Source organism: Sphaerobacter thermophilus DSM 20745, assembly GCF_000024985.1.
GTDB lineage: Bacteria > Chloroflexota > Chloroflexia > Thermomicrobiales > Thermomicrobiaceae > Sphaerobacter > Sphaerobacter thermophilus.
In genome coordinates, this window is record NC_013523.1 from 439,359 (window position 1) to 458,902 (window position 19,544).

At 69.0% G+C, this 19,544-nt stretch carries 16 protein-coding genes; 7 read left to right on the forward strand and 9 right to left on the reverse strand.

What is annotated here, in order from left to right; genetic code table 11:
- Positions 1 to 137 precede the first annotated feature (137 nt).
- Positions 138 to 2,012, forward strand: coding sequence for an ABC transporter ATP-binding protein (locus STHE_RS01960; protein ID WP_012870885.1), 1,875 nt, complete (start codon positions 138 to 140; stop codon positions 2,010 to 2,012).
- 33 nt (positions 2,013 to 2,045) lie between these two features.
- Here the strand turns inward: STHE_RS01960 and soxR are convergent, their stop codons facing one another.
- Positions 2,046 to 2,507, reverse strand: a complete 462-nt coding sequence (gene soxR / locus STHE_RS01965) for a redox-sensitive transcriptional activator SoxR (RefSeq protein WP_012870886.1) — start codon at positions 2,505 to 2,507, stop codon at positions 2,046 to 2,048.
- A gap of 371 nt (positions 2,508 to 2,878) precedes the next feature.
- Between soxR and solA the strand changes: the two genes are divergently transcribed.
- Complete coding sequence (gene solA, locus STHE_RS01970) at positions 2,879 to 4,039, forward strand: N-methyl-L-tryptophan oxidase (RefSeq protein ID WP_012870887.1); 1,161 nt, start codon at positions 2,879 to 2,881, stop codon at positions 4,037 to 4,039.
- Positions 4,040 to 4,158: 119 nt separating this feature from the next.
- Here the strand turns inward: solA and STHE_RS01975 are convergent, their stop codons facing one another.
- The 3 genes from STHE_RS01975 to STHE_RS01985 form a co-directional block, all read right to left on the reverse strand.
- Positions 4,159 to 4,398 carry a hypothetical protein gene (locus tag STHE_RS01975; protein ID WP_012870888.1) on the reverse strand — a complete coding sequence of 80 codons (240 nt, stop codon included), beginning with the start codon at positions 4,396 to 4,398 and terminating at the stop codon, positions 4,159 to 4,161.
- Between the two features lie 106 nt (positions 4,399 to 4,504).
- Entirely contained in the window at positions 4,505 to 4,915 is a 411-nt protein-coding gene (locus STHE_RS01980) for a VOC family protein (protein ID WP_012870889.1), read from the reverse strand.
- 161 nt (positions 4,916 to 5,076) lie between these two features.
- Positions 5,077 to 6,531: an NAD(P)/FAD-dependent oxidoreductase gene (locus STHE_RS01985; protein ID WP_012870890.1), complete on the reverse strand. Its 1,455-nt coding sequence runs from the start codon at positions 6,529 to 6,531 to the stop codon at positions 5,077 to 5,079.
- Positions 6,532 to 6,797: 266 nt separating this feature from the next.
- Here STHE_RS01985 and STHE_RS17685 point away from each other — a divergent pair, with 266 nt between their 5' ends.
- The gene (locus STHE_RS17685) at positions 6,798 to 9,365 is read left to right on the forward strand and encodes a GAF domain-containing protein (protein ID WP_169308170.1); all 2,568 of its coding nucleotides are present in this window, start codon (positions 6,798 to 6,800) and stop codon (positions 9,363 to 9,365) included.
- A gap of 87 nt (positions 9,366 to 9,452) precedes the next feature.
- Positions 9,453 to 10,436 (forward strand): tyrosine-type recombinase/integrase, encoded by a 984-nt coding sequence (locus tag STHE_RS01995; protein WP_012870892.1) that lies wholly within the window; start codon positions 9,453 to 9,455, stop codon positions 10,434 to 10,436.
- Positions 10,437 to 10,603: 167 nt separating this feature from the next.
- Here STHE_RS01995 and STHE_RS02000 read toward each other — a convergent pair whose 3' ends face one another.
- From STHE_RS02000 to STHE_RS02010, 3 genes are all read right to left on the reverse strand, one after another.
- The gene (locus tag STHE_RS02000) at positions 10,604 to 12,220 is read right to left on the reverse strand and encodes a bifunctional aminoglycoside phosphotransferase/ATP-binding protein (RefSeq protein ID WP_012870893.1); all 1,617 of its coding nucleotides are present in this window, start codon (positions 12,218 to 12,220) and stop codon (positions 10,604 to 10,606) included.
- A 188-nt stretch (positions 12,221 to 12,408) separates the two neighbouring features.
- Positions 12,409 to 13,467, reverse strand: coding sequence for a M42 family metallopeptidase (locus STHE_RS02005; RefSeq protein ID WP_012870894.1), 1,059 nt, complete (start codon positions 13,465 to 13,467; stop codon positions 12,409 to 12,411).
- A 177-nt stretch (positions 13,468 to 13,644) separates the two neighbouring features.
- The gene (locus STHE_RS02010) at positions 13,645 to 14,601 is read right to left on the reverse strand and encodes a phosphoglycerate dehydrogenase (RefSeq protein WP_012870895.1); all 957 of its coding nucleotides are present in this window, start codon (positions 14,599 to 14,601) and stop codon (positions 13,645 to 13,647) included.
- Positions 14,602 to 14,789: 188 nt separating this feature from the next.
- On the opposite strand from STHE_RS02010, the gene STHE_RS02015 reads away from it, so the two are divergent.
- A complete protein-coding gene (locus tag STHE_RS02015; RefSeq protein ID WP_012870896.1) occupies positions 14,790 to 15,047 on the forward strand; it encodes a YggT family protein in 258 nt (85 codons plus the stop codon).
- A gap of 103 nt (positions 15,048 to 15,150) precedes the next feature.
- Here STHE_RS02015 and STHE_RS02020 read toward each other — a convergent pair whose 3' ends face one another.
- On the reverse strand, positions 15,151 to 15,762 hold the full coding sequence (locus tag STHE_RS02020; protein WP_012870897.1) for a hypothetical protein: 612 nt from the start codon (positions 15,760 to 15,762) through the stop codon (positions 15,151 to 15,153).
- A 245-nt stretch (positions 15,763 to 16,007) separates the two neighbouring features.
- On the opposite strand from STHE_RS02020, the gene STHE_RS02025 reads away from it, so the two are divergent.
- On the forward strand, positions 16,008 to 16,226 hold the full coding sequence (locus STHE_RS02025; protein ID WP_012870898.1) for a DUF951 domain-containing protein: 219 nt from the start codon (positions 16,008 to 16,010) through the stop codon (positions 16,224 to 16,226).
- Positions 16,227 to 16,249: 23 nt separating this feature from the next.
- The gene (locus STHE_RS02030; RefSeq protein WP_169308171.1) at positions 16,250 to 17,566 is read left to right on the forward strand and encodes an MFS transporter; all 1,317 of its coding nucleotides are present in this window, start codon (positions 16,250 to 16,252) and stop codon (positions 17,564 to 17,566) included.
- Between the two features lie 123 nt (positions 17,567 to 17,689).
- Here STHE_RS02030 and dnaG read toward each other — a convergent pair whose 3' ends face one another.
- Positions 17,690 to 19,537 (reverse strand): DNA primase, encoded by a 1,848-nt coding sequence (gene dnaG / locus STHE_RS02035; RefSeq protein WP_012870900.1) that lies wholly within the window; start codon positions 19,535 to 19,537, stop codon positions 17,690 to 17,692.
- Positions 19,538 to 19,544: the final 7 nt, after the last annotated feature.

Genomic DNA, 19,544 nt, shown 5'->3' on the forward strand with positions numbered 1-19,544 from the left:
CGTCGCCGGTGTGGCGGCGACCTCCATGCACGAGCCGTACGCTGTCCTCTCAAGTGGGGGCACGGCTGGTGCCATTCGGAGCGCGGGTCGCCGGAGCCCGATCCGCCGTCGCCCACGACTCACGAGGAGCCACAGACATGGAAGCCGTCGCCTGGGATTCACTGTTCAAGGTGCTGCGAGCGGAGCAGGACCGGCGTCCGTTCTCTCGAGCCACGCTGCGGCGGATCGCCGCGTTCGCCCGGCCTCACCGGAGACAGCTTGTGCTGTTCCTGGCCCTCAGCGTGGTCCTGGCGATCCTTGCGGTCGCCACCCCGATCCTCGCCGGGCGCGTGGTGGACGCCATCATCGCGGGAGCATCAGCACGCCGGGTCGTGCTGCTGGCGAGCCTCATCGCTGCCATCGCGGTCGCGGAAGCCGGGATAGGGATCCTGAATCGCTGGCTATCGGCGCGGATCGGCGAGGGGCTGATCCTCGATCTCCGCACTGCGGTGTTCGACCATGTGCAGCGCATGCCGATCGCGTTCTTCACCCGTACCCGCACCGGCGCGCTGGTAAGCCGCCTGAACAACGACGTGATCGGCGCCCAGCGTGCGTTCAGCGACACGCTCTCCGGCGTGGTCAGCAACCTGGTAATGCTGGCGCTCACGCTCGCGGTGATGGTTGAGATCTCCTGGCAGATCACCCTACTGGCCTTATTGCTGCTCCCGCTGTTCGTCCTCCCGGCGCGGCGCATGGGCACGCGGTTGGCGCAGCTCCGGCGTGAGGCGGCCAACCACAACGCGGCGATGCTCGAGCAGATGACGGAGCGCTTCTCCGCGCCTGGCGCCACGCTGGTGAAGCTGTACGGCCGGCCGGAGGAGGAGTCGCGGGAGTTCGCAGCCCGTGCCCGGCGGGTGCGCGACATCGGTGTCCGGTCTGCGATGCTGCAGTGGGTCTTCATCACGGCGCTGACGCTGGTCTCGGCGCTGGCACTGGCTCTCGTGTACGGGCTCGGCGGCTTCTATGCGCTCCGGGGGCAGTTGGACGCGGGCGCGGTCGTGGCGCTGGCCCTGCTGCTGACCCGGCTCTACGCGCCGCTTACTGCCCTGGCCGGGGCGCGGGTGGAGGTCATGGGCGCACTCGTGAGCTTCGAGCGTGTTTTCGAGGTGCTGGACCTGGAACCGCTCATCAAGGAGAAGCCGGATGCCCGCCGGGTGCCCGACGGCCCCGTCTCCGTCGAGTTCGACGACGTGCACTTCAGCTACCCCTCGGCAGACAAGGTATCGCTCGCGTCGCTGGAAGACGTCGCTGAACTCGACACGCGCGGTGGGGTCGAGGTGCTCCACGGCGTGTCGTTCCGCGCCGAGCCAGGGCAGATGGTCGCCCTGGTCGGGTCATCCGGCGCCGGGAAGTCGACCATCGCGCAGCTCATTCCTCGGCTCTACGATGTCGACAGCGGTGCGGTGCGGTTGTCCGGGATCGACGTGCGCGACCTGTCGGCGGCGTCGATCCGCGAGACGGTGGGAATGGTGACCCAGGACGGGCACCTGTTCCACGACACGGTTCGGGCGAACCTGCGCCTGGCTCGCCCCGAGGCCACGGACGAGGAACTGTGGGACGCGCTGCGGCGGGCGCGGCTCGCGGACGTCGTCGCGACGCTCCCGGACGGGCTGGACACCGTCGTCGGCGAGCGGGGCTACCGGCTGTCGGGCGGCGAACGCCAGCGGTTGACGATCGCGCGGCTGCTGCTCGCCGACCCGCGGGTGGTGATCCTCGACGAGGCGACCGCACACCTGGACTCCACATCCGAGGCGGCCGTCTCCGAGGCGCTGACCGACGCGCTAGCCGGCCGCACGGTGGTGGTGATCGCCCACCGGCTGTCGACCGTCCGCGCCGCCGACCTGATCCTCGTCGTGGAAGGCGGCCGGATCGTGGAGCGTGGCCGTCACGACGACCTGCTGGCGGCCCGTGGCCGCTACGCGGAGCTGTACCGCACGCAACTCGCCCCGCCGCGCGCGGAGGCAGCGGCGTAGGCGGCGATCCCGGACGCGGCATCGGCCGACGAATCAGTCGCCCTCAACCGCGAGGAGGCGCGGGCCGGGGCCCTCGTCGCCGAGGCGGTCGCGCGGGTTGGCGAGCGCGCAGCGATCGAGCGAGAGACAGCCGCAGCCGATGCAATTCGTCAGGTCGTCGCGCAGGCGGATGAGCTGCTCGATCCGCCGATCCAGATCACGGCGCCAGCGCTCCGAGAGTCTCTCCCAATCCTCGCGGCTGGGCGTGCGGCCCTCCGGCAGCGTGTCCAGAGCAGCCCGGATCTCAGCCAGTGGGATGCCGACCCGCTGCGATACCCGGATGAACGCGACGCGACGCAGCGTCTCCCGGGGATAGCGGCGCTGGTTCCCCGGCGTGCGCCGGCTGTGGATGAGGCCCTTGCGCTCGTAGAAATGGAGCGCGGAGATCGAGACGCCGCTGCGCGCCGACAGCTCTCCCGGTGTCAACTCGGCGCTGGTCCACTTCGGCTTCGCCACCGGTCCCTCCCGCCTCGAACCTCAACTCATGTCGGGGTTTGTGAGGCGATTGTAGCGCAACGTGGCGCGCGGGCGTCCCTGCCGGGCTCAATCCGCCGAGAATGGCCCTCATCCCCGACCCCTCTCCCAACCTTGGGAGAGGGGAGCGACCCGTCCTGGCCTCCCGCGCTTGATGCCGGTGGCTTCAGCCCCGGGCACATGCCGACCGCCTGCACAATTGCATAGGGCCTCGCACTCCACCCATTGGTACCACGTAAGGGGACAGCCTGGCACGGCGGGGTCGGGTATCACGGGTACAATGTCGGCACACTGGCGATAGACGGTGACGATAGGACCATCCTCCGGGAACCGGAGCGGGAAGGTGGGCGTCGATGGGGAGTCGGCCATCTGAGGCCTACGATGTGATCGTGATGGGACTAGGGGCGATGGGGAGCGCGGCGGCGTACCATCTCGCCTCCCGCGGCGCGCGGGTGCTGGGTCTGGATGCCCAAACGCCGCCGCACCCGTTCGGGTCGTCGCACGGAAAGACACGGATCTACCGGGAGGCGTACTACGAGGCGCCGGAGTACGTGCCGCTGGTGCGGCGGGCGATGGCGCTGTGGCGGGAGCTGGAGGAAGCGTCGGGGCGGACGCTGCTCACCGTGACCGGCGGGCTCTGCTTCGGTGCGCCCGACACGGAACTGGTGAGTGGGACCCTCGCCAGCGCGCGGGCGCATGGGGTGCCGCACGAGTACCTGGATGCCGCTGAGGTGAACCGCCGCTTCCCTGCCTACCGGTTGCGCGATGGGCAGATGGCGGTCTACGAGCCGGGGGCCGGGCTGATGGACCCGGAGGCGTGCGTCGTGGCGCACCTGGATCTGGCGCGTGCCCACGGCGCACACCTGCGCTGCGCCGAGCCGGTGCGACGGTGGGCGGCCGACGGCGACGGTGGACGGGTGGAGACGGAGCAGGGAACGTACCACGCCGGGCGGCTGGTGGTCACGGCCGGGCCGTGGGCGGGTTCGCTTCTGTCAGGCCTCGGGGTGCCGCTGGAGGTGTGGCGGATCGTCCACGCACACTTCCAGCCGGACGACGAGGAGCGCTTCGGACTGGGTCGCTGCCCCTGGGCGATGTGGGAGGTACCGGAGGGGTTCTACGCCGCCTTCACCGCGCTACCGGGGCACGGTGTCAAATTCGGCCGGCATGATGTCGGCGAGCCAACGACGCCTGAGACGATCCGCCGTGAGATCGACCCGGGAGAGGTCGCGGCGCTGCGCGAGCGGCTGAACGACTACCTGCCGGGTGCGGGCGGCGAGGTGATGCAGACATTGACCTGCATGTACACGATGACCCCCGACCGGCACTGGGTGATCGACCGGCACCCGGAGTACCCGCAGGTGGTGTTTGCCTGCGGTTTCTCGGGCCATGGCTTCAAGGCCGCCAGCGTCGTCGGCGAAGTGCTGGCCGACCTGGCACTCGACGGCCGGACGGCGCACAACATCGCGTTGTTTTCCCATGCGCGGTTCGCGCGCGGAGTGGCCGCGGCGGGGTGAGCGCCGCAGAGCCCTCACCCCGAGCATGATCCCGGCGGGTTCTGGGACGATCGCCGGCGATGCGCATGGGTTGCCGTGCCAGCGGCTCCGGGTCGCCCGCCTGAAGCCACCGACACGGGTCACGTCTTCGCGGGGAGTACCCGGTCGCGCCCGGCAGCCACCTCCGGGTTGAGCGGCCTCCCGGCGATCCAGACACCGGCCTGGATCAGCAGGCCGCCAATGAAGCGCCGGGCAGAGCGCGTCGGCTCCCGGCCGGTTGTGGCCACGCCGAGCGTACGCTCCTGCTCCGCGCGCTGGATCTGCTCCGCCTGCCGGTCTCCGGCAAGGCGATGAGCGATCCAGGGGTCGAGGGGTATCATGGCGCTGCTCCCTCCGGGGTGAGGCGAGCGTCGGGTTGTCTCTGCGTCCGCTTGCCCGGTGAGCGCCGGGCGGCGGTCTGAGCGGTCGGTGGGCCGGTGAGCGACACTAGTCCGCCACCACGCTCGGGCCCGGCTCCTGCACCGGCGCGGCGAACATCAGCCGGTAGCCGTCGGGGTCGCTGACGGTGAAGGTCCGGTGGCCCCACTCCTGGGTCTTGATCGGGTCCACGATCTGAGCGCCTCGCTCCCGCACGCACTCGTAGAAGGTATCGATGTCCCCGTTGGGGTCGGTCAGGTACAGGATGACCCCGGCGCCGAGGAGCGAGCGAGCCACCGGTGACAACGTGTCGGTGGGTGCCAGCATCAGATCAGCGCCGCGCCAGTTCAGCTCCGCGTGGATCGTTCGCCCAGTCTCATCGGGGAGGACGTAGTCCACCGTGAAGTCCAGGACGTCGCGGTAGTAACGCAGTGTGGCGTCGACGTCCGGCACGTGGAGAATGGGCTGGATCGTCGCCATCAAGACCCCCTCTCGGATGCCCTTCGGGCGGTGACACACCGCTGTCCGGCTGACATGCGATCATCTGTTCTAAGTATACGTACACATGGGCGGTTGTCACCTGTCCATGAGGACAGGATGAGAACGATTGTTCGGCCAGGGCGACGAGTTGGGGTGCGGGACTATGAGCGCTGCCAGAGTCGCTCGGCGAGGGAGCGCCGCCGGGGCGCGACGCCGGTGCGCTCCATCTCCTCGTCGCGTTTGCGCAGGGTGCGCTGCACGTAGCGCGTGCCGATCCAGCGCAGCGGCTCCGGCTCCCAGTTGGGCGAGCGGTGTCCCACGATCGGCAAGCGGCGCAGCGGGGAGTCGTCGTCACAGATCAGCGCGGCGAGGATCCGTCCTGCCAGGTTGGTGGTCCCGACGCCGAGGCCGGTATAGCCCCGGGCAGTGGCGATCCCGGTCGGGCGGTTGTAGTCGATCGTCGGCATCCGGTCGCGCGGCATGCCGATCGGCCCGCCCCAGTGGTGGGTGAAGCGCACGCCGCGCAGCATGGGGAACCACTCCAGGGTCATGCGCTCCAGGGCGGCGCGGGCAGGTTCGTAGACATCGTCGTCGTCGCTGATGCGAGAGCCGAAGCGGTAGGGTGAGCCACGCTCCCCGAACGCGATGCGGCCGTCGGCGGTGCGCTGCAGGTAGTCCACCCCCAGCCGCATCGACGCCACGGTCTCCCGTCCCGCCCAGCCGATCTCGGCCCACTGCGCCTCGCTGAGCGGCTCGGTGATCGCGATCTGCGTATAGACCGGGATCAACTGGCGGCGCAGGCCGGGCAGCCGCGAGAGGTAGGCCTCCCCGCACAGAACCACCACCTCAGCGCGCACATCGCCCCGTGTCGTGATCAGCCGCGGCTGGCTGCCCGGTACTCCCGCCTGACGCGGCTCGAAGGCGGTCACCGGTGTCTGCTCGTAGATGGTCGCGCCCATGCGCTCGACCACCCGTGCCAGCCCGCGCACCAGCTTGCCGGGATGGATCGTGGCGCAGTGTGGGTTGAAGTACGCCGCGCGGACGTTGGTCACCCGGATCCTCTCCGCGGCCTGGCGAGCGTCGAGCCACTCGTAGTCGTCGGCAACCCCGAGCTCCTGCGCGCTGCGGAACGCCGCCTGCAGCGCGGGGAGTTGGTGGTCACCGCGGGCCAGGAGCAGCGTGCCGCTCTTGACGTAGTCGATCTCCAACCCTTCGGCACGTGCAACCCGTCCCACCTCGTCGACGGTGTCACGCATCGCTCGCACGAGCGCCAGCGCCCCCTCGCGACCGTGCCGTCGGGCGAGCTTGGCCAGCGGGTACGGGAAGCTCGCGCTGCACCATCCGCCGTTGCGCCCGGACGCGCCGAAGCCGGCGATCTCGGCCTCGATCAGAGCGACGCGCAGCGAGGGTTGCCGCTGGAGCAGGTAGTAGGCGGTCCACAGTCCGCTGAACCCGGCGCCCAGGATGGCCACATCGACCTCGATCGAGCCGTCCAACGGCGGCCGCGGCGTCAGGTCGTCACCCGATGTCGCAAGCCAGAAGCTGTACCCCGCGTAGTCCTTGCCCACCCGCGCCTCGCTCTCCTTGTCGGAACAGGCATGCCGTGTGGTCTGCATCGTAACCGGGCCTACCAAGCACGGGCAAGGGCCGAGGACGGTGCCGCGCTCGTCCGATGATATCGTTCGTACGCGGTAGTCAGGACGCGGGTACCCGATAGTCCATGACTTATCGCCCCTGCCGCATGCGCGTCTCTTTGCCGATACTCCCGTCAGGGTATCTAGAGATGGAGCGAAGCATCGTGCGGGACCAAGTCGCACACGCGTGCACGCACGCGGTAGGGGTCAACGGTGCATCTCCATACGGCGCGTGCAGGGCACATGTGTTGGCCGCGCTTGTCCGTGGGTTGCTCGCCGGGGAGTCGCTGGAGTCCCTGTTCGCCGGGGCGTTGCGTGAGCTGGCGCCGGCGACGGGGAGCGATGCCGCGGCTGTCGTTGTCCACGCGACGGAAGGAGAGGGGCACAACAGTCACCCACGCGTCATCGCCGGGAGTGGGCATGACGATCTGGTCCCGCCGCCGCTCCCGCCCGAATGGGATGATCCGGAGATGCGGCGTACCTGCTGGGTCGGTCCGGACCTCAGCGGCGCCGGGCGGTCCCCATGGTGCTTGATGCTCCCGATCAGCGTCGGGGATGAGTTGCTCGGCGCGTTGTGCCTGCACCGCGCGAGCGCGGAGCCGTTCTCCGCGGAGCAGGTCGCGCTCGCAGAGTACTTCGCGGAGGATGCGGCGCTCGCAATCGAGCAGGAGCGCCTGGTGAAGGCCGCCGACCGCCATCGTGAGATTCTGACGAGCGTGCATAGCCTGGCACGGCGGCTGAACAGCGCACCGACGCCGGAGGCGATCGCCGAGGTCGCGGTCGAGGAAATCTCGGCCGTGATCCGGAGCGGCGGCGCGGTACTGCATCTCTTCGATCGACCCCACAATCTACTGACGCTGACGGCCAGCACCGGCCTGCCAGCGGGCGCGGCCGAGGAGATCAAGCACATCGCGCTCGGCACCACGCCCTGCGGCACAGCGGCCGTCGAGCGGGATCTGGTGGTGGCGACCAACCTGGCAGCCGATCCGCGCTGGCCCCGTGCGGCTGAGCTGGCGGCGCGGTTCCCTGTGCTTCACACCGTCTGGTCCGTCCCGCTCATCGGGGAGCAGGACGACCTGCTGGGGACTCTTGCGCTCTTCCACCCGGAGCCGCGCACGCCCGGGGAGTTGGACACCGCGCTCTTGCGTCTCCTCGCGCACCAGGTGGCGGTCGCCCTCGAGCGTGCTCTTCTGGCCGACCGGACGCGCGATCTCTACCGTGCCTCGGTCGCGTCGCTCGCAGCCGCCGTCGACGCGAAGGACCCATACACCCACAACCACTCCCGGCGTGTCGCCGCCTACAGCCGGCAGATTGCGCAGACCATGGGGCTCCCGCCGTCCGAGGTGGAGGTTATCGAGCTGGCCGGGCTCCTGCACGACGTGGGCAAGATCGGTATCCCCGATCGAGTCTTGCAGAAGCCGGGCAAGCTCGACGCTGACGAGTGGACGATGATCCGTCGTCACCCCGATCTGGGCGCCCGCATCCTGGCCGACAACCCGGCGCTCGCTCCCATCGTCCCGATCATCCGGCACCATCACGAGCGGTACGACGGACACGGCTACCCGGACGGGCTCGCCGGGGAGGAGATCCCCCTCGGCGCGGCGATCGTGGGCCTCGCTGATGCCTTCGAGACGATGCTGTCCAATCGTCCGTACCGCCTCGCGATGAGCTGGGAAGACGTGATGGCGGAGGTGCGTCGCTGCCGGGGGAGCCACTTCGCCCCACAGGTCGTGGACGCCCTGTTGACGGCATTGGAGACGGGCACGCTCCAGCCGATCCGGGATGATCCGCCTCCGACCGGATCGCTGCCGATGCCGCGTGCGGCAGGCGCTGAGGCCCGCGCCCTTGGCCTACTCCAGCGCATCAGCGCCGAGGTCAGCGCGCTGCTGGACATTGACCGCTTCCTGCGCCGCCTGGTTTCGGTGTTGGAGGCCGAGTTCCCCGACTCGGTCTGCGACATTCTGCTGCGCGACCCGGAGCGAGGCTACCTGATGCTCGTCACGCCCGACAGCGAGTACCCGAACCTGACCGTCCTCTCCGGTACCTACATCCTCGAAGAGGACCGGGGCATTGCCGGGTGGGTGGCCCGCCACGGGGTCTCGCAGAATGTCTCCGACACCAGGAAGGATCCGCGCTACGTCGTGCGCGGGCACCAGCCGATGCGCTCGGAGCTGGCGGTGCCGCTCCTCATCGACGGGCGCTGCATCGGTGTCATCAACCTGGAGAGCCCGCACGCCGCCGCCTTCTCGCTGACCGACCAGCAGGTGCTGGAGATGATCGGCACCTATGTGGCCCAGGCTATGGAGGTGGCCCATCTCCACGACCAGCTCAAGCGTCAAGCCGACCTCGACCCGATGACCGGGCTGCTCAACTACCGGGCCTTCCACGAGCGCCTCGAACAGGAGGTGGAGCGGGCACGGCAGACCGGAAACCGGCTTTCGATCGCGATCCTGGATGCCGACGGGATGAAGGCGCTGAACGACGCGGCCGGGTATCAGCAGGGCAACGATGCCATCCGCACCCTGGCCGGGATCCTGGCGGCCCACGTCCGGCCCGGCGATGTCGTGGCGCGCTACGGCGGCGACGAGTTCGCGCTGATCGTCCCCGGGATGGCCCCCTGGACGCTACAAGCCCGCCTGCAGGAGATCGACCAGGCGATCGCCGAGGCCAGCAAGACCGAGTTGCTCCCCACCGTTTCCTGGGGACTGGCGACATTCCCCGAGGATGGCACCTGCGCCAGCGATCTGATCGCCCGCGCCGATGCGGCGATGCACCAGGCCAAGCGTTACCGGACGCACCACGTGGGATCCTGCTAACGCCGGTGCGGCCCCCACCCAGCTTGACATTCGATCGCGTCCTGGTTAGCCTACCAGAGACGTTGGCGTAAGGCGAAGGGATGCCGCATGTCGCGATCGGACGGAACGCCCCCAGCGCAGGCACCCCGCCGCCCGCTTCAGCCGCCATTGTTCGAACTGGGCACCGATGGGCGGCTCCGTGGGCATGTCGCGCTCGTCCCTGACCTCACGCCGGACTCCAGCCTGGAGATCGCACGCTACTGGTATCGCCGCTACCTGGAGCAGTCCGGACACCCACGCAACACGGTCAACTCCTACAGCTACGACCTGGCGGTGTTCGAGATGCTGATCGGCTCCAAGCCGATCGGCGAGATTCGCCCGCGCGACATCGCGCTCTTTCTCGACGACAGCCAGACGCGCTCCACGCGGAAGCGCCGGCTGACGTCCGTCTCGGGCTTCTTCAAGTTCCTTATCGACAAGGCGCAGGTGCTGGAGCACGACCCGACTGAGTCGTTCTACCCCGAGCACATCCCGCTGAAGACGCCCCGGCCCCTCTTCCGGGAGGAGCAGGAGCGTATCCTCGCAGCCGCGGAGGCGGATGGTCCCCGCGCGCACGCTGCCGTCTGGTTGATGCTGTGCCTCGGGCTCTCACGTGGCGAGGTGCTGCAGTTGCGCGCCGACCATGTGGATCTCTCCGACCCCGAGCAGCCGGTCGTGTATGTCTTCTACGAGAACCCGCGCCACCGGGGTCGCGAGCGGAAGCTTGCCGCGGGCGCTCCCTTCACCGCGATCTACCGCCGGCTCGTCGAAGAGCACGGCCCGCTGGACTACCTGATCCCGATCCTGCCGCAGTCGCTCAACAAGCTGGTGGAGCGGGTCGCACTGGCGGCCGGGATTCAGCGGCACGTGACGCCGCAGACGCTCCGCGACACCTTCGCGGTCAATCGTGCCCGTGAGGGGGCCGACGAGGTGGAACTGCTGCGCCTGCTCGGCCTGGCTGACGACTCGCGCAACCGCATGAGCGTTCGTCGCTACATCAAGCTCGCCGAGCCGCCGCTCCTCGCGGAGCAATCCGCCCCTCCCCGCACCTAAGGGCGCTGGTGGGCCACACCACCTGACGCTGGCCTTTTCCCGCCACCCGCCGCGGCTTCTGTCATCCTGAGCGAAGCGAAGGATCTCCGGCGCACGCCGTCGCCCCAGCAAGAGATCCTTCGCTTCGCTCAGGATGACGCCAAGATCGGCGATCGCAAGCCGTGGGATCACAGCCGCGGACGGAGCGAGATGTGGGTGAGGATGTCGTCGAGCACCTGTGCCGATGGGCGGTTGGTGTCGAGCGTGAGCTGCGGCACGTTCTCCAACGGGGCGAGCACGTCACCGTAGCGCCGGCGCTGCTCCTGGTAGACCGCCCAGTCGGCCTCGCTCGGGTCGGCCATCAGGCCACTGCGGCGCGCGAGGCGCTCCTCCACCACCGCGGGCGGAGCCTGGCATTCGATCAGGAGCAGATCGACACCCAGTTCGGCGGCCATATCGCGGGCCGCCTCCCGCCATGACGGGTCGAGGAAGGTCGCATCCAGCACTGCCGAGCGCCCGGCGGTCAGCGCGACGCGTGCCCGATCCAGCAGTTCCTGGTACGTGCGCGCGGTCAAGCTCGGCTCGTAGATGCCCGTCCCGTACGGGACCGGCTCGTGGCTCTCCACGGGCCGCCCGGCGATCTCCTTGCGCACCACATCCGACGACGACAGCGACGCCCCGAGCGCCCGCGCCAGCCGGTAGGCGATGACGCTCTTGCCGGTGCCGGACAGCCCGCCCACCAGGAACAACGTCGGGCGCTCCGGCTCCACGAGGTACGAGGTCGCCAGGTCGATGTAGCGCTCTGCCTCCGACTTCACGGCGACGTACTCAGGCAGCTCGGGCGCGATCTCGTCCAGCCGGAAACAGGCCACTTTGTTGCGCACATGCGCCCGGTACACCGAGAAGAAGTGCACCAGGAGCGGCAGGTCGTCATCGCCCAGCCGCTCGGCCAGCATGTTCACCAGCGACCGGGACAGATCTGGGCGCCCGTGGTAGTCCAGGTCCATCGCCAGGAACGCGATGTCCACGGCGATATCTCCGCAGCGCAAGCGGGGGTTGAACTCGACGCAGTCGATGATCTGCAGTTCCTCCGGGCGCAGCCCCTGGACGCAGATGTGCGCCAGATGGAGGTCACCGTGCCCCTCGCGGATCCGGCCCGCCGCGATGCGCTGCTGGAACAGTTCCGCGTGCTCCGCGAAGAAGCGCGCCGACATCTCGTCGATGAGCCGGTGCTGCACCGGCGCGATGATGGTGCCGACGTATGGCTGGGTCTGTTCCACGTTCTCTCGGATGCTGAAGTGCGCCGCCTCGGCCGTGCCCCACTCGTCCACGCCGGGCCCGGTCGCCGCCTCCCGATAGAACGCGGCGAGCCGGTCGGCCAGGGCAGGGAAGACCCGCTCGTCGACCGTGCCGGTGGTGATGAGATAGTTCAGCATCTGGTTGTCCGGGAGCCGGTTCATCTTGACGGCATACTCGACCTCCGGACCGTCTCCAAAGAGCTGGAGCCGCCCCCCGACCTCCACGACCGGGACGACGTCCAGATAGACCCCCTGGCTGAGGCGTCGGTTCAGACGGATCTCTTCGTGGCAGAAGTGGCGACGCCGCTCCAGCGTGCTGAAGTCGAGGAAGCCGAAGTCGACCGGCTTCTTGATCTTGTAGACGAGGTCGTCGGCGAGGAACACGATGGAGGCGTGCGTCTCCTCGATCGCGATCTCCGTGACCGGGTGCGGGTAGGCTTCAGTCCGGCTCAGATCGGCGATGATCCGTGCCATGTGCTCACGCGCGGCTGTTTCCTGGTCTACCATCGCCCCTCCTCAGCGGCAGACGTGGATACCGACGCCCCTCCGGCTCGCCAAGAGCGTACGGTCCCGGGCGGCTTCTGACAAGGACCGCAAGGCGTGGGCAATGGGGGTGGGGGAAGCGGTTTCTCCTCACCCCCCGGTCCCCTCTCCCACGAGGGGAGAGGGGGGCTGCCTCTACTCGGACGGGTTGACTAGACCCGCGAGAAGTCGGGGTTCGGGCCGAGCGCGCGGACGAAAGCGGCGATGAGGCGCACGGTGGCGTCCAGGTCGTCCAGGCTGATCAGCTCATTGGGCGAGTGCATGTAGCGGTTCGGGACGGAGACGAGCCCGGTCGGGATGCCGGCGCGCGCCGGAGCGAACGCATCGGCGTCGGTAAAGGTATTGCGCGGCAGGGCCTCGACTGCGAAGGTGATTCCCTCGGACTGCGCCGCAGCGGCGAGGCGCTCGTAGACGAGCGGGTGAATTGCGGAGCCGCGTCCCAGCACCGGCCCACCGCCGATCTTGACATCCCCGCCACCGCGCTTGTCGGAGTCGGGGTGATCGGTGGCATGGGTCACGTCGATGACGATCGCCACGGTCGGATCGAGGGAGAAGGCGCTGGTCCGCGCGCCGAGGAAGGTGATTTCTTCCTGTGTCGCGGCCACGGCGTAAATGTCGGCGGGCGGCCGGTCGTTGGCGAGAGCGCGGAGTGTTTCCAGCGCCACCCAGGCGCCCATGCGGTTGTCGATACCCCGGCCGACGAGCCGGTTGTTCGCCAGTTCCAGCGGCGGCTGCTCGATGACGACCGGGTCGCCGGGCTGGACACGTTCCCGTGCCTCGGCGCCGTTGCGCGCGCCGATGTCGATCCAGAGGTCCTTGATCTTGCTCGCCTTGTCCCGCTCATCCGGGGTCAGGAGGTGCGCCGGGCGCCGGCCGATGACGCCGGGCACCGGGCCATTCCGGCCCATGACGCGCACGCGCTGCCCGGTCAGGATCTGGTCGTCCCAGCCGCCGATCGGCCGAAACCAGAGGTAGCCGTCGTCGTCGACGTGAGTGACCATCAAACCGATCTCGTCGATGTGGCCCTCGATGACGACGACCGGCCCCTCACCGCGCAGGCGGGCGTAGCTGTTGCCGTTGACGTCGACCCGCACCTCGTCGGCGAAGGTCTCCGCCTCGGCGCGCCAGCGGCGCGCGGCCGGTTCCTCGAAGCCGGACGGGCTGGCCGTGTCGAGGAGATCCAAGAGAAACCGCTTGCTCTGCTCGTTCAAGCTTTGATCCTTCCTCCGCAATAACGATCGCCACGCTCGGTGCCCTGGTCACCCTTGGCCGTCATCCTGAGCGGAACTGGGGGCGGCGGGAGCGGCAGGCGGCTCCGCTCAGGATGACAGGGATGGCGGGGGGATGCACCGCGGCAACATCACTGTCTCATGACTGTTGCCGCCCGCTCAGTTTACCTGGCAGTGAGCCGGTTCCCCGTTGAGCACATTGGCCACGTTGGTCAGTGCCAGGTAGAACGCGCGCTCGGACGCGTCGTGCGTCGAGCCACCGATGTGCGGCGTCAGGATGACGTTGTCGAACTCGACGTACGGGTTGTTCGGGTGCGGCTCGACCTCGAAGACGTCGAGCCCGGCACCGGCGATGCGCCCGGCGTGGAGGGCGTCGACCAGCGCCGACTCCTTCACCACCGGCCCGCGCGAGGTGTTGATCAGGTAGGCGGTCGGCTTCATGAGCGCCAGGGCCCGCTCGTCGATCAGATGGCGGGTTTGCGGTGTCAGCGGGACGTGGAGGGAGACGAAGTCCGACTCGCGCAGCAGACGCTCGAGGGGAACGTAGCTGATCCCGTGCTCGTTGGCGAAGGTCATGTCCCAGACGATGTCGGTGGCGAGCACGCGCATGCCGAAGGCGCGGCCAAGCAGCGCGGTGCTTCGCCCGACCCGGCCGAGTCCGACGATGCCGAGGGTCTTGTCCCACAACTCCGGACCGAAGGGGACGGGGCCCCAGCCACCGTTGCGGATCTGGCGGTCGAGCGTGTAGATGCTGCGCGAGAGGCCGATCATCATGCCGAAGGCCAGCTCGGCGACGGAGTGGTTGTTGCAGCCGTGGCAGTTGCAGACCGCGATGCCACGGCGGGTAGCCTCTTCGACGTCGATGTGGTCGAAGCCGACGCCGGCCGCGCTGATGACCTTGAGCCGGTTGGCGTGGGACAGGACGCGTGCGGTGATCGGCTCCAGGCCGGTGATGAGCCCGTCCACGTCCCGGACCAGCTCGCAGAGGTGATCCTCCGTCACCGGGTAGACCACCTCGCGCTCGACCAGGCGGCAGCCGCGTTGTTCGAGGAACTCGGCGGCGACGTCGGCGCGACCGCGGAACTTGCTCGTCAGGATCAGCACATCCTTGCCCATCCTGTCGTCCCTCCAGATTAGTGCGAACCCGTGAGCGGGATTGTAGCGCGGGTGTGCCGATCGCGCGCGCTGGTCGGGGTTTTCCGCGCATTGACACCGATTCGGCCGCGTGTTAACGTTGCGGTGAGCGGCCATCCGGGCCGCTTGCATGCAATCCATGCCCGCGGCCGCGGGCGGAGGCGCTGAGCGTGGCACTCATCTTCAATATCCTGATGACCTTCCTGACGGTCATGCAGTTCGCCATCATCGCGCGGGCGCTGCTGTCCTGGTTCGATCGCGGGATGCGCAGCCCGGTCGCGCAGATCCTGGTGCAGATCACCGAGCCGATCATGGCGCCGATCCGGCGGGTGTTGCCGACGGCCGGGTTCATTGACTTCTCGCCGATTGTGGCGATCCTGTTGATCTGGGTCCTGCGTCAGATGCTCGTGGTGGCGGTGGCCGGGTAGGATTGCGGACAACCACCAGACGGACATGGCGAGCGGCGGGGGATTCCCCCGCCGCTCTTCTTGTGTTGTCCCAGTCCTGCGTGCGGTGCCGATCGACCGTCGGTCACGGAGTGTCGGTGTAGGGATCAAGCGGAGCCGGAGCGGGCTGGCGTGGTGCTGGACCACGGGACAGCAGGAAGACCTCCAGCAACATCAGGATGAGCGCGAGCAACGCGGCGTTCACCGCGGTGAGGACGTCCAGCAGCGAGAGGAGCAGGCAGCCGACGATGAACATGGCGACCAGATACCCCTCGCGCCGGGCGCGGACGAAGTCGTAGCGCTGGCTGCGACGGGTAAGCAGGCGCAGGCCGACGGCGTAGGAGACGAGCGTGAAGATGGTCGCCAGCGACATCGTCAGCGGGACCAGGAACAGCAGCAGGACCGCCCGCGATGGCCGCTCGCCCGGGTGGACGAAGGTCACGACGTAGGCCAGGGTGGACCAGCCGACGATCGCCTCCAGGTCGTAGAGCGGGATGCGGAGCAGGCGCCCGATCGGGAGGAACGTGAGGGTCGGGGCCAGCACGAACGCGCCGTAGGCCATGAGGCGCCGTCCGGCCCAGAAGTCGTGCTCTGCGCCGACGTCGGCCACGACGATGCAGTAGTAGACCGCTCCCCAGGCGGCTATCGCCGCCGCAATCAGGAAGAGGGCGGGGATCACACGGGTGAAGAACCGCACCGTGCCATCTCCGTCGAGCCTGTCACGAAGCGCGGGTCCAGCCCACCAGCCGCGGCCAGTGTACCAGCGATTTCTCCGGGCGAGCCAGGGGCGTGCGCCGCGTGCACTATAATTCGCCACAGGCCGATGTGGCCTGCCCGGACGGTACCCGATGAGCCCGCGCCGAGGTGGGTTCTGGGTCCCGTCCGAGTCCTGGCAGCGGCACCGTGGATCGAGTTCGCACTGTGGTCATTCATGGAGGGGCGATGCCGCTGGAACTCTACCTGAACGACGTCGTCCGCCTGCGCAAGCCGCACCCCTGCGGGTCGAGCGAGTGGACCGTGGTGCGCCTCGGCGCCGACATCGGCCTGCGCTGCCACGGCTGCGGTCACCGGGTCCTCCTGCCCCGCCGCACGCTCGAGAAGCGCCTGAAGACCTTCGTCAGCCGCGGGCCGGACTACCCCGGCGACACCGAACAAGGCTAGTTCGGGGTATGCACGAGCCGGCGGTGGCGGAACACACTCGGCCGCGCGGCCGCCTGCTCGACGTCCTGCGGAACCGGCCCTTCCTCCGGCTCTGGCTCGTCCAGGCGCTCTCCCAGACCGGCCAGAACATGGTGAACTTCGCCGTGCTGATCCTGGTCGCGGGCATCGTGCAGCAGCACCAGATCAGCCAGGCGAACACAGCCGTCGGCATCGCCGTGCTCAGCTTCAGCGTGCCCGCCATCCTCTTCGCGCCGGTCGCCGGGGTGGTGGTGGAGCGCGCGCGGAAGCGCACCGTCTTGATCGTCACGAACGCGCTGCGCGGGCTGGCGGTAGTCGGCTTCGTGCTGATCGGCGACGACTGGCGGGCGCTGCTGGCGCTCTCGACGGTTTACGCCATCACCTTTATCTCCGGCACGGTCGGGCAGTTCTTCGGTCCGGCGCTCGGGGCGGCGATCCCGGAGGTTGTGCCCGCCAAAGACACCGTACACGCCAACGCGCTCTTCAACCTGACCTTCACCGCCTCGCAGCTCGCGGGGTTCGCCGCGCTCGGCCCGCTGCTGATCAAGCTGGTCGGGCTGGATCAGGTGTTGGTCGGGATCATCGGCATCTTCGCCATCTGTGCGGTGTTGAGCGTGACGATCCCGAACAGGCCGCCCGCGGCACGGCGGTCGACGGAGGAGTCCCCGTTCCGGCGGATCGTGCACGACGTGCAGGAGGGGGTGCTGGTCATCGTCCAGACCCCGGTCCTGCTGAAGGCGATCGGCTACCTGTCGCTGGCAACGGCCTCCTACCTGATGGTGGCGGTGCTGGGGCCGGAGTTCATCTCCGGCGTGCTCGGGCTGCCGCAGCAGGACTTCGCCTTCATCATCGCGCCCGCCGGGCTGGGCGTGCTCGTTGGTGTGCTGGCGGTCGGCCGCATCGCCGGCCGGCTCGGGCCGGAGCGGACGATTGACTGGGGCGTGACGGCCGCCGGGATCCTCCTGGTGCTCCTGGGATTGCTGGCGTCGATCGATCGCATCTTCCGGCCTGGCGCGACGTCGGTGGCGCTTGCCACCATCGTCGTGGCCGGGATGCTGGCTGCGCTCCTCGGAGTGGCGAACGCCTTCATCCTGGCGCCGAGTCAGTCGCTCCTGCAATCCGCCTCGCCGCCGCACGTCCGGGCGCGGGTCTACGGGGCCTTCTTCACCGTGTCGAACGCGGTAGCGTTCATCCCCATCATCTTCGCCGGTGCGCTCGCCGACCTCTTCGGGGTGGCCAAGGTGCTCGTCGCCATCGGCGCAATTCTGGCCGCAGCGGGCCTGGTGCAGCTCCTTCGTCTGCCGAAGAGTGGGCGGTCGTGATGCGTGATGCGTGTTCCGTGTTGCGTATTGCGTATCTCTCCCCTCGCACCTGGTGAGCACCGCTCGAGAGGGGACGGGGGTGACGGGGATGCATGACGCATGACGTATGACGCATGACCCGTACTACCCCGTATCACGCACATCCCGGAAGTACGGGCTCCGGTCAGGGTAGAACTCGGGGAAGCGGGACTTGAGGGTCTCGATGAGGCCGATAATGTGGCGCAGGGCTTCGCGATCGCCCGCGCGCTCGGCCTCGTGGATCTCGGCCTGGAGTTGGGCCATGCGAAAGTCGAAGCGCTCGCGGCGTAGGCGGCGGATCACCTCGTCGAACTCGATGCGGATCTGTCCCGGGTAGACCGGCGGGCGCTCGGCCATTAACTCACGCAGGGCCTCGACGTGCTCCCGCAGTTCCTCCGGCGGGTCGGCGACGACGGCCGCGGCCTGCTCTGGAGTGACACCGGTCAGCAGCCGCAACAGGGCGCGGTGGCGGGTGTCGAGCAGGTCCTCTTCGGGCACCTGCGGGATCAGCGGCGCCACGATCTCCGGGTAGGTCACGACCAGCGCCAGGAGGTGCTCCTCCGGCGAGGCGATCGGCCGGCGGGGCCGGTAGGCGTCCTCGCGACGGATACGGCGGGAGGTCGCGGGCCGCGCGCGTAGGATCACGTGCTCGGGAAGACCGAGTCGACGGGATACCTCCGCCACATAGTGCGCCCGGACCACCTCGTCGCCGATCTCGCGCACCACCGGCCCGATCCGGTCCACCAGCTCCGACTTCTCACGCGGGTCGGTCGGCGGAGTGTCGCCGATGACGGCGTCGATGTAGAAGTCGAGCAGCGGCTTCGCCTCGGCCACTGCCGCGCGCCAGGCGTCGGGGTCGCGACGGATCAGGTCGTCGGGATCCTGGCCTTCCGGCAGGGGAGCGATGCGGATGTCGGCCTTGAGCGTGCGCTCGAAGCGCACCAGACCACGGGCATCGAGCACCGGCCGGTCGGCTTCCCCGAGGGACTCGCGCAGCACGTCGAGCCCGCGTAGCGTGGCCATCTGCCCGGCGGCGTCGGCGTCGAGCGCGAGGATGATGCGATCGACCCCGCGGCGGATCTGCTTGACCTGCTCCTCGGTCAGGGCGGTGCCCATCGAGGCGACGACGTTCTCGAAGCCGTGCTGGTGAGCCGCGATGGCGTCCATGTAGCCCTCGACCACGACGACCTCGTGAGTACGCCGGATGGCGTCCTGAGCCAGGTCGAGGGCATAGAGGATCTTGCCCTTGTCGAAGATCGCAGTCTGCGCCGTGTTCAGGTACTTCGGCTGGGCATCCCCGAGCGCCCGGCCGCCGAAGCCGACGACGCGGCCCTCACGGTCACGGATGGGGAACATCAGCCGGTTGCGGAAGCGGTCGTAGGCGCCGCCATCGTCGCGCTGGGTCGCGAGCCCGGCGGCGACCACTTCCTCCTGTGTCGCGCCGCGCTTCAGCATCCAGGTGAGCAGCGCGTCCCATCGGTCGGGGGCGAAGCCGAGCTGGAAGCGCTCGGCGGTGGCGCGATCGACTCCGCGGCGCTCCAGCAGTTCCCGCCCCGGGGCGCCGTGCGGGCTGTTCCAGAGGACCCAGGCATAGAAGGACGCGGCGCGCGCGTTCAGCTCATAGAGCCGCGCGTGGCGCTCGACCACCTCCGGTGGCGGGGGCGCCGCCTGCTCCAGCGTGACGCCGGCCCGCTGGGCGAGTGTTTGCAGCGCCTCCCGGAAGTCCACCCGCTCGAACTGCATCACGAAGTTGAAGACATCGCCGCCGACGCCGCAGCCGAAGCAGTGGAAGGTCTGCGTCTCGGGGAAGACGATGAACGAGGGCGTCTTCTCCTGGTGGAAGGGGCAGAGGCCCTTGAAGTTGCGGCCTGCTTTGCGGAGCGTGACGTGCTGACCGATCACCTCGACGATGTCGGTCCGCTCGCGCACCTGATCGACGGCGTCTCCGTGCATCGCCTGC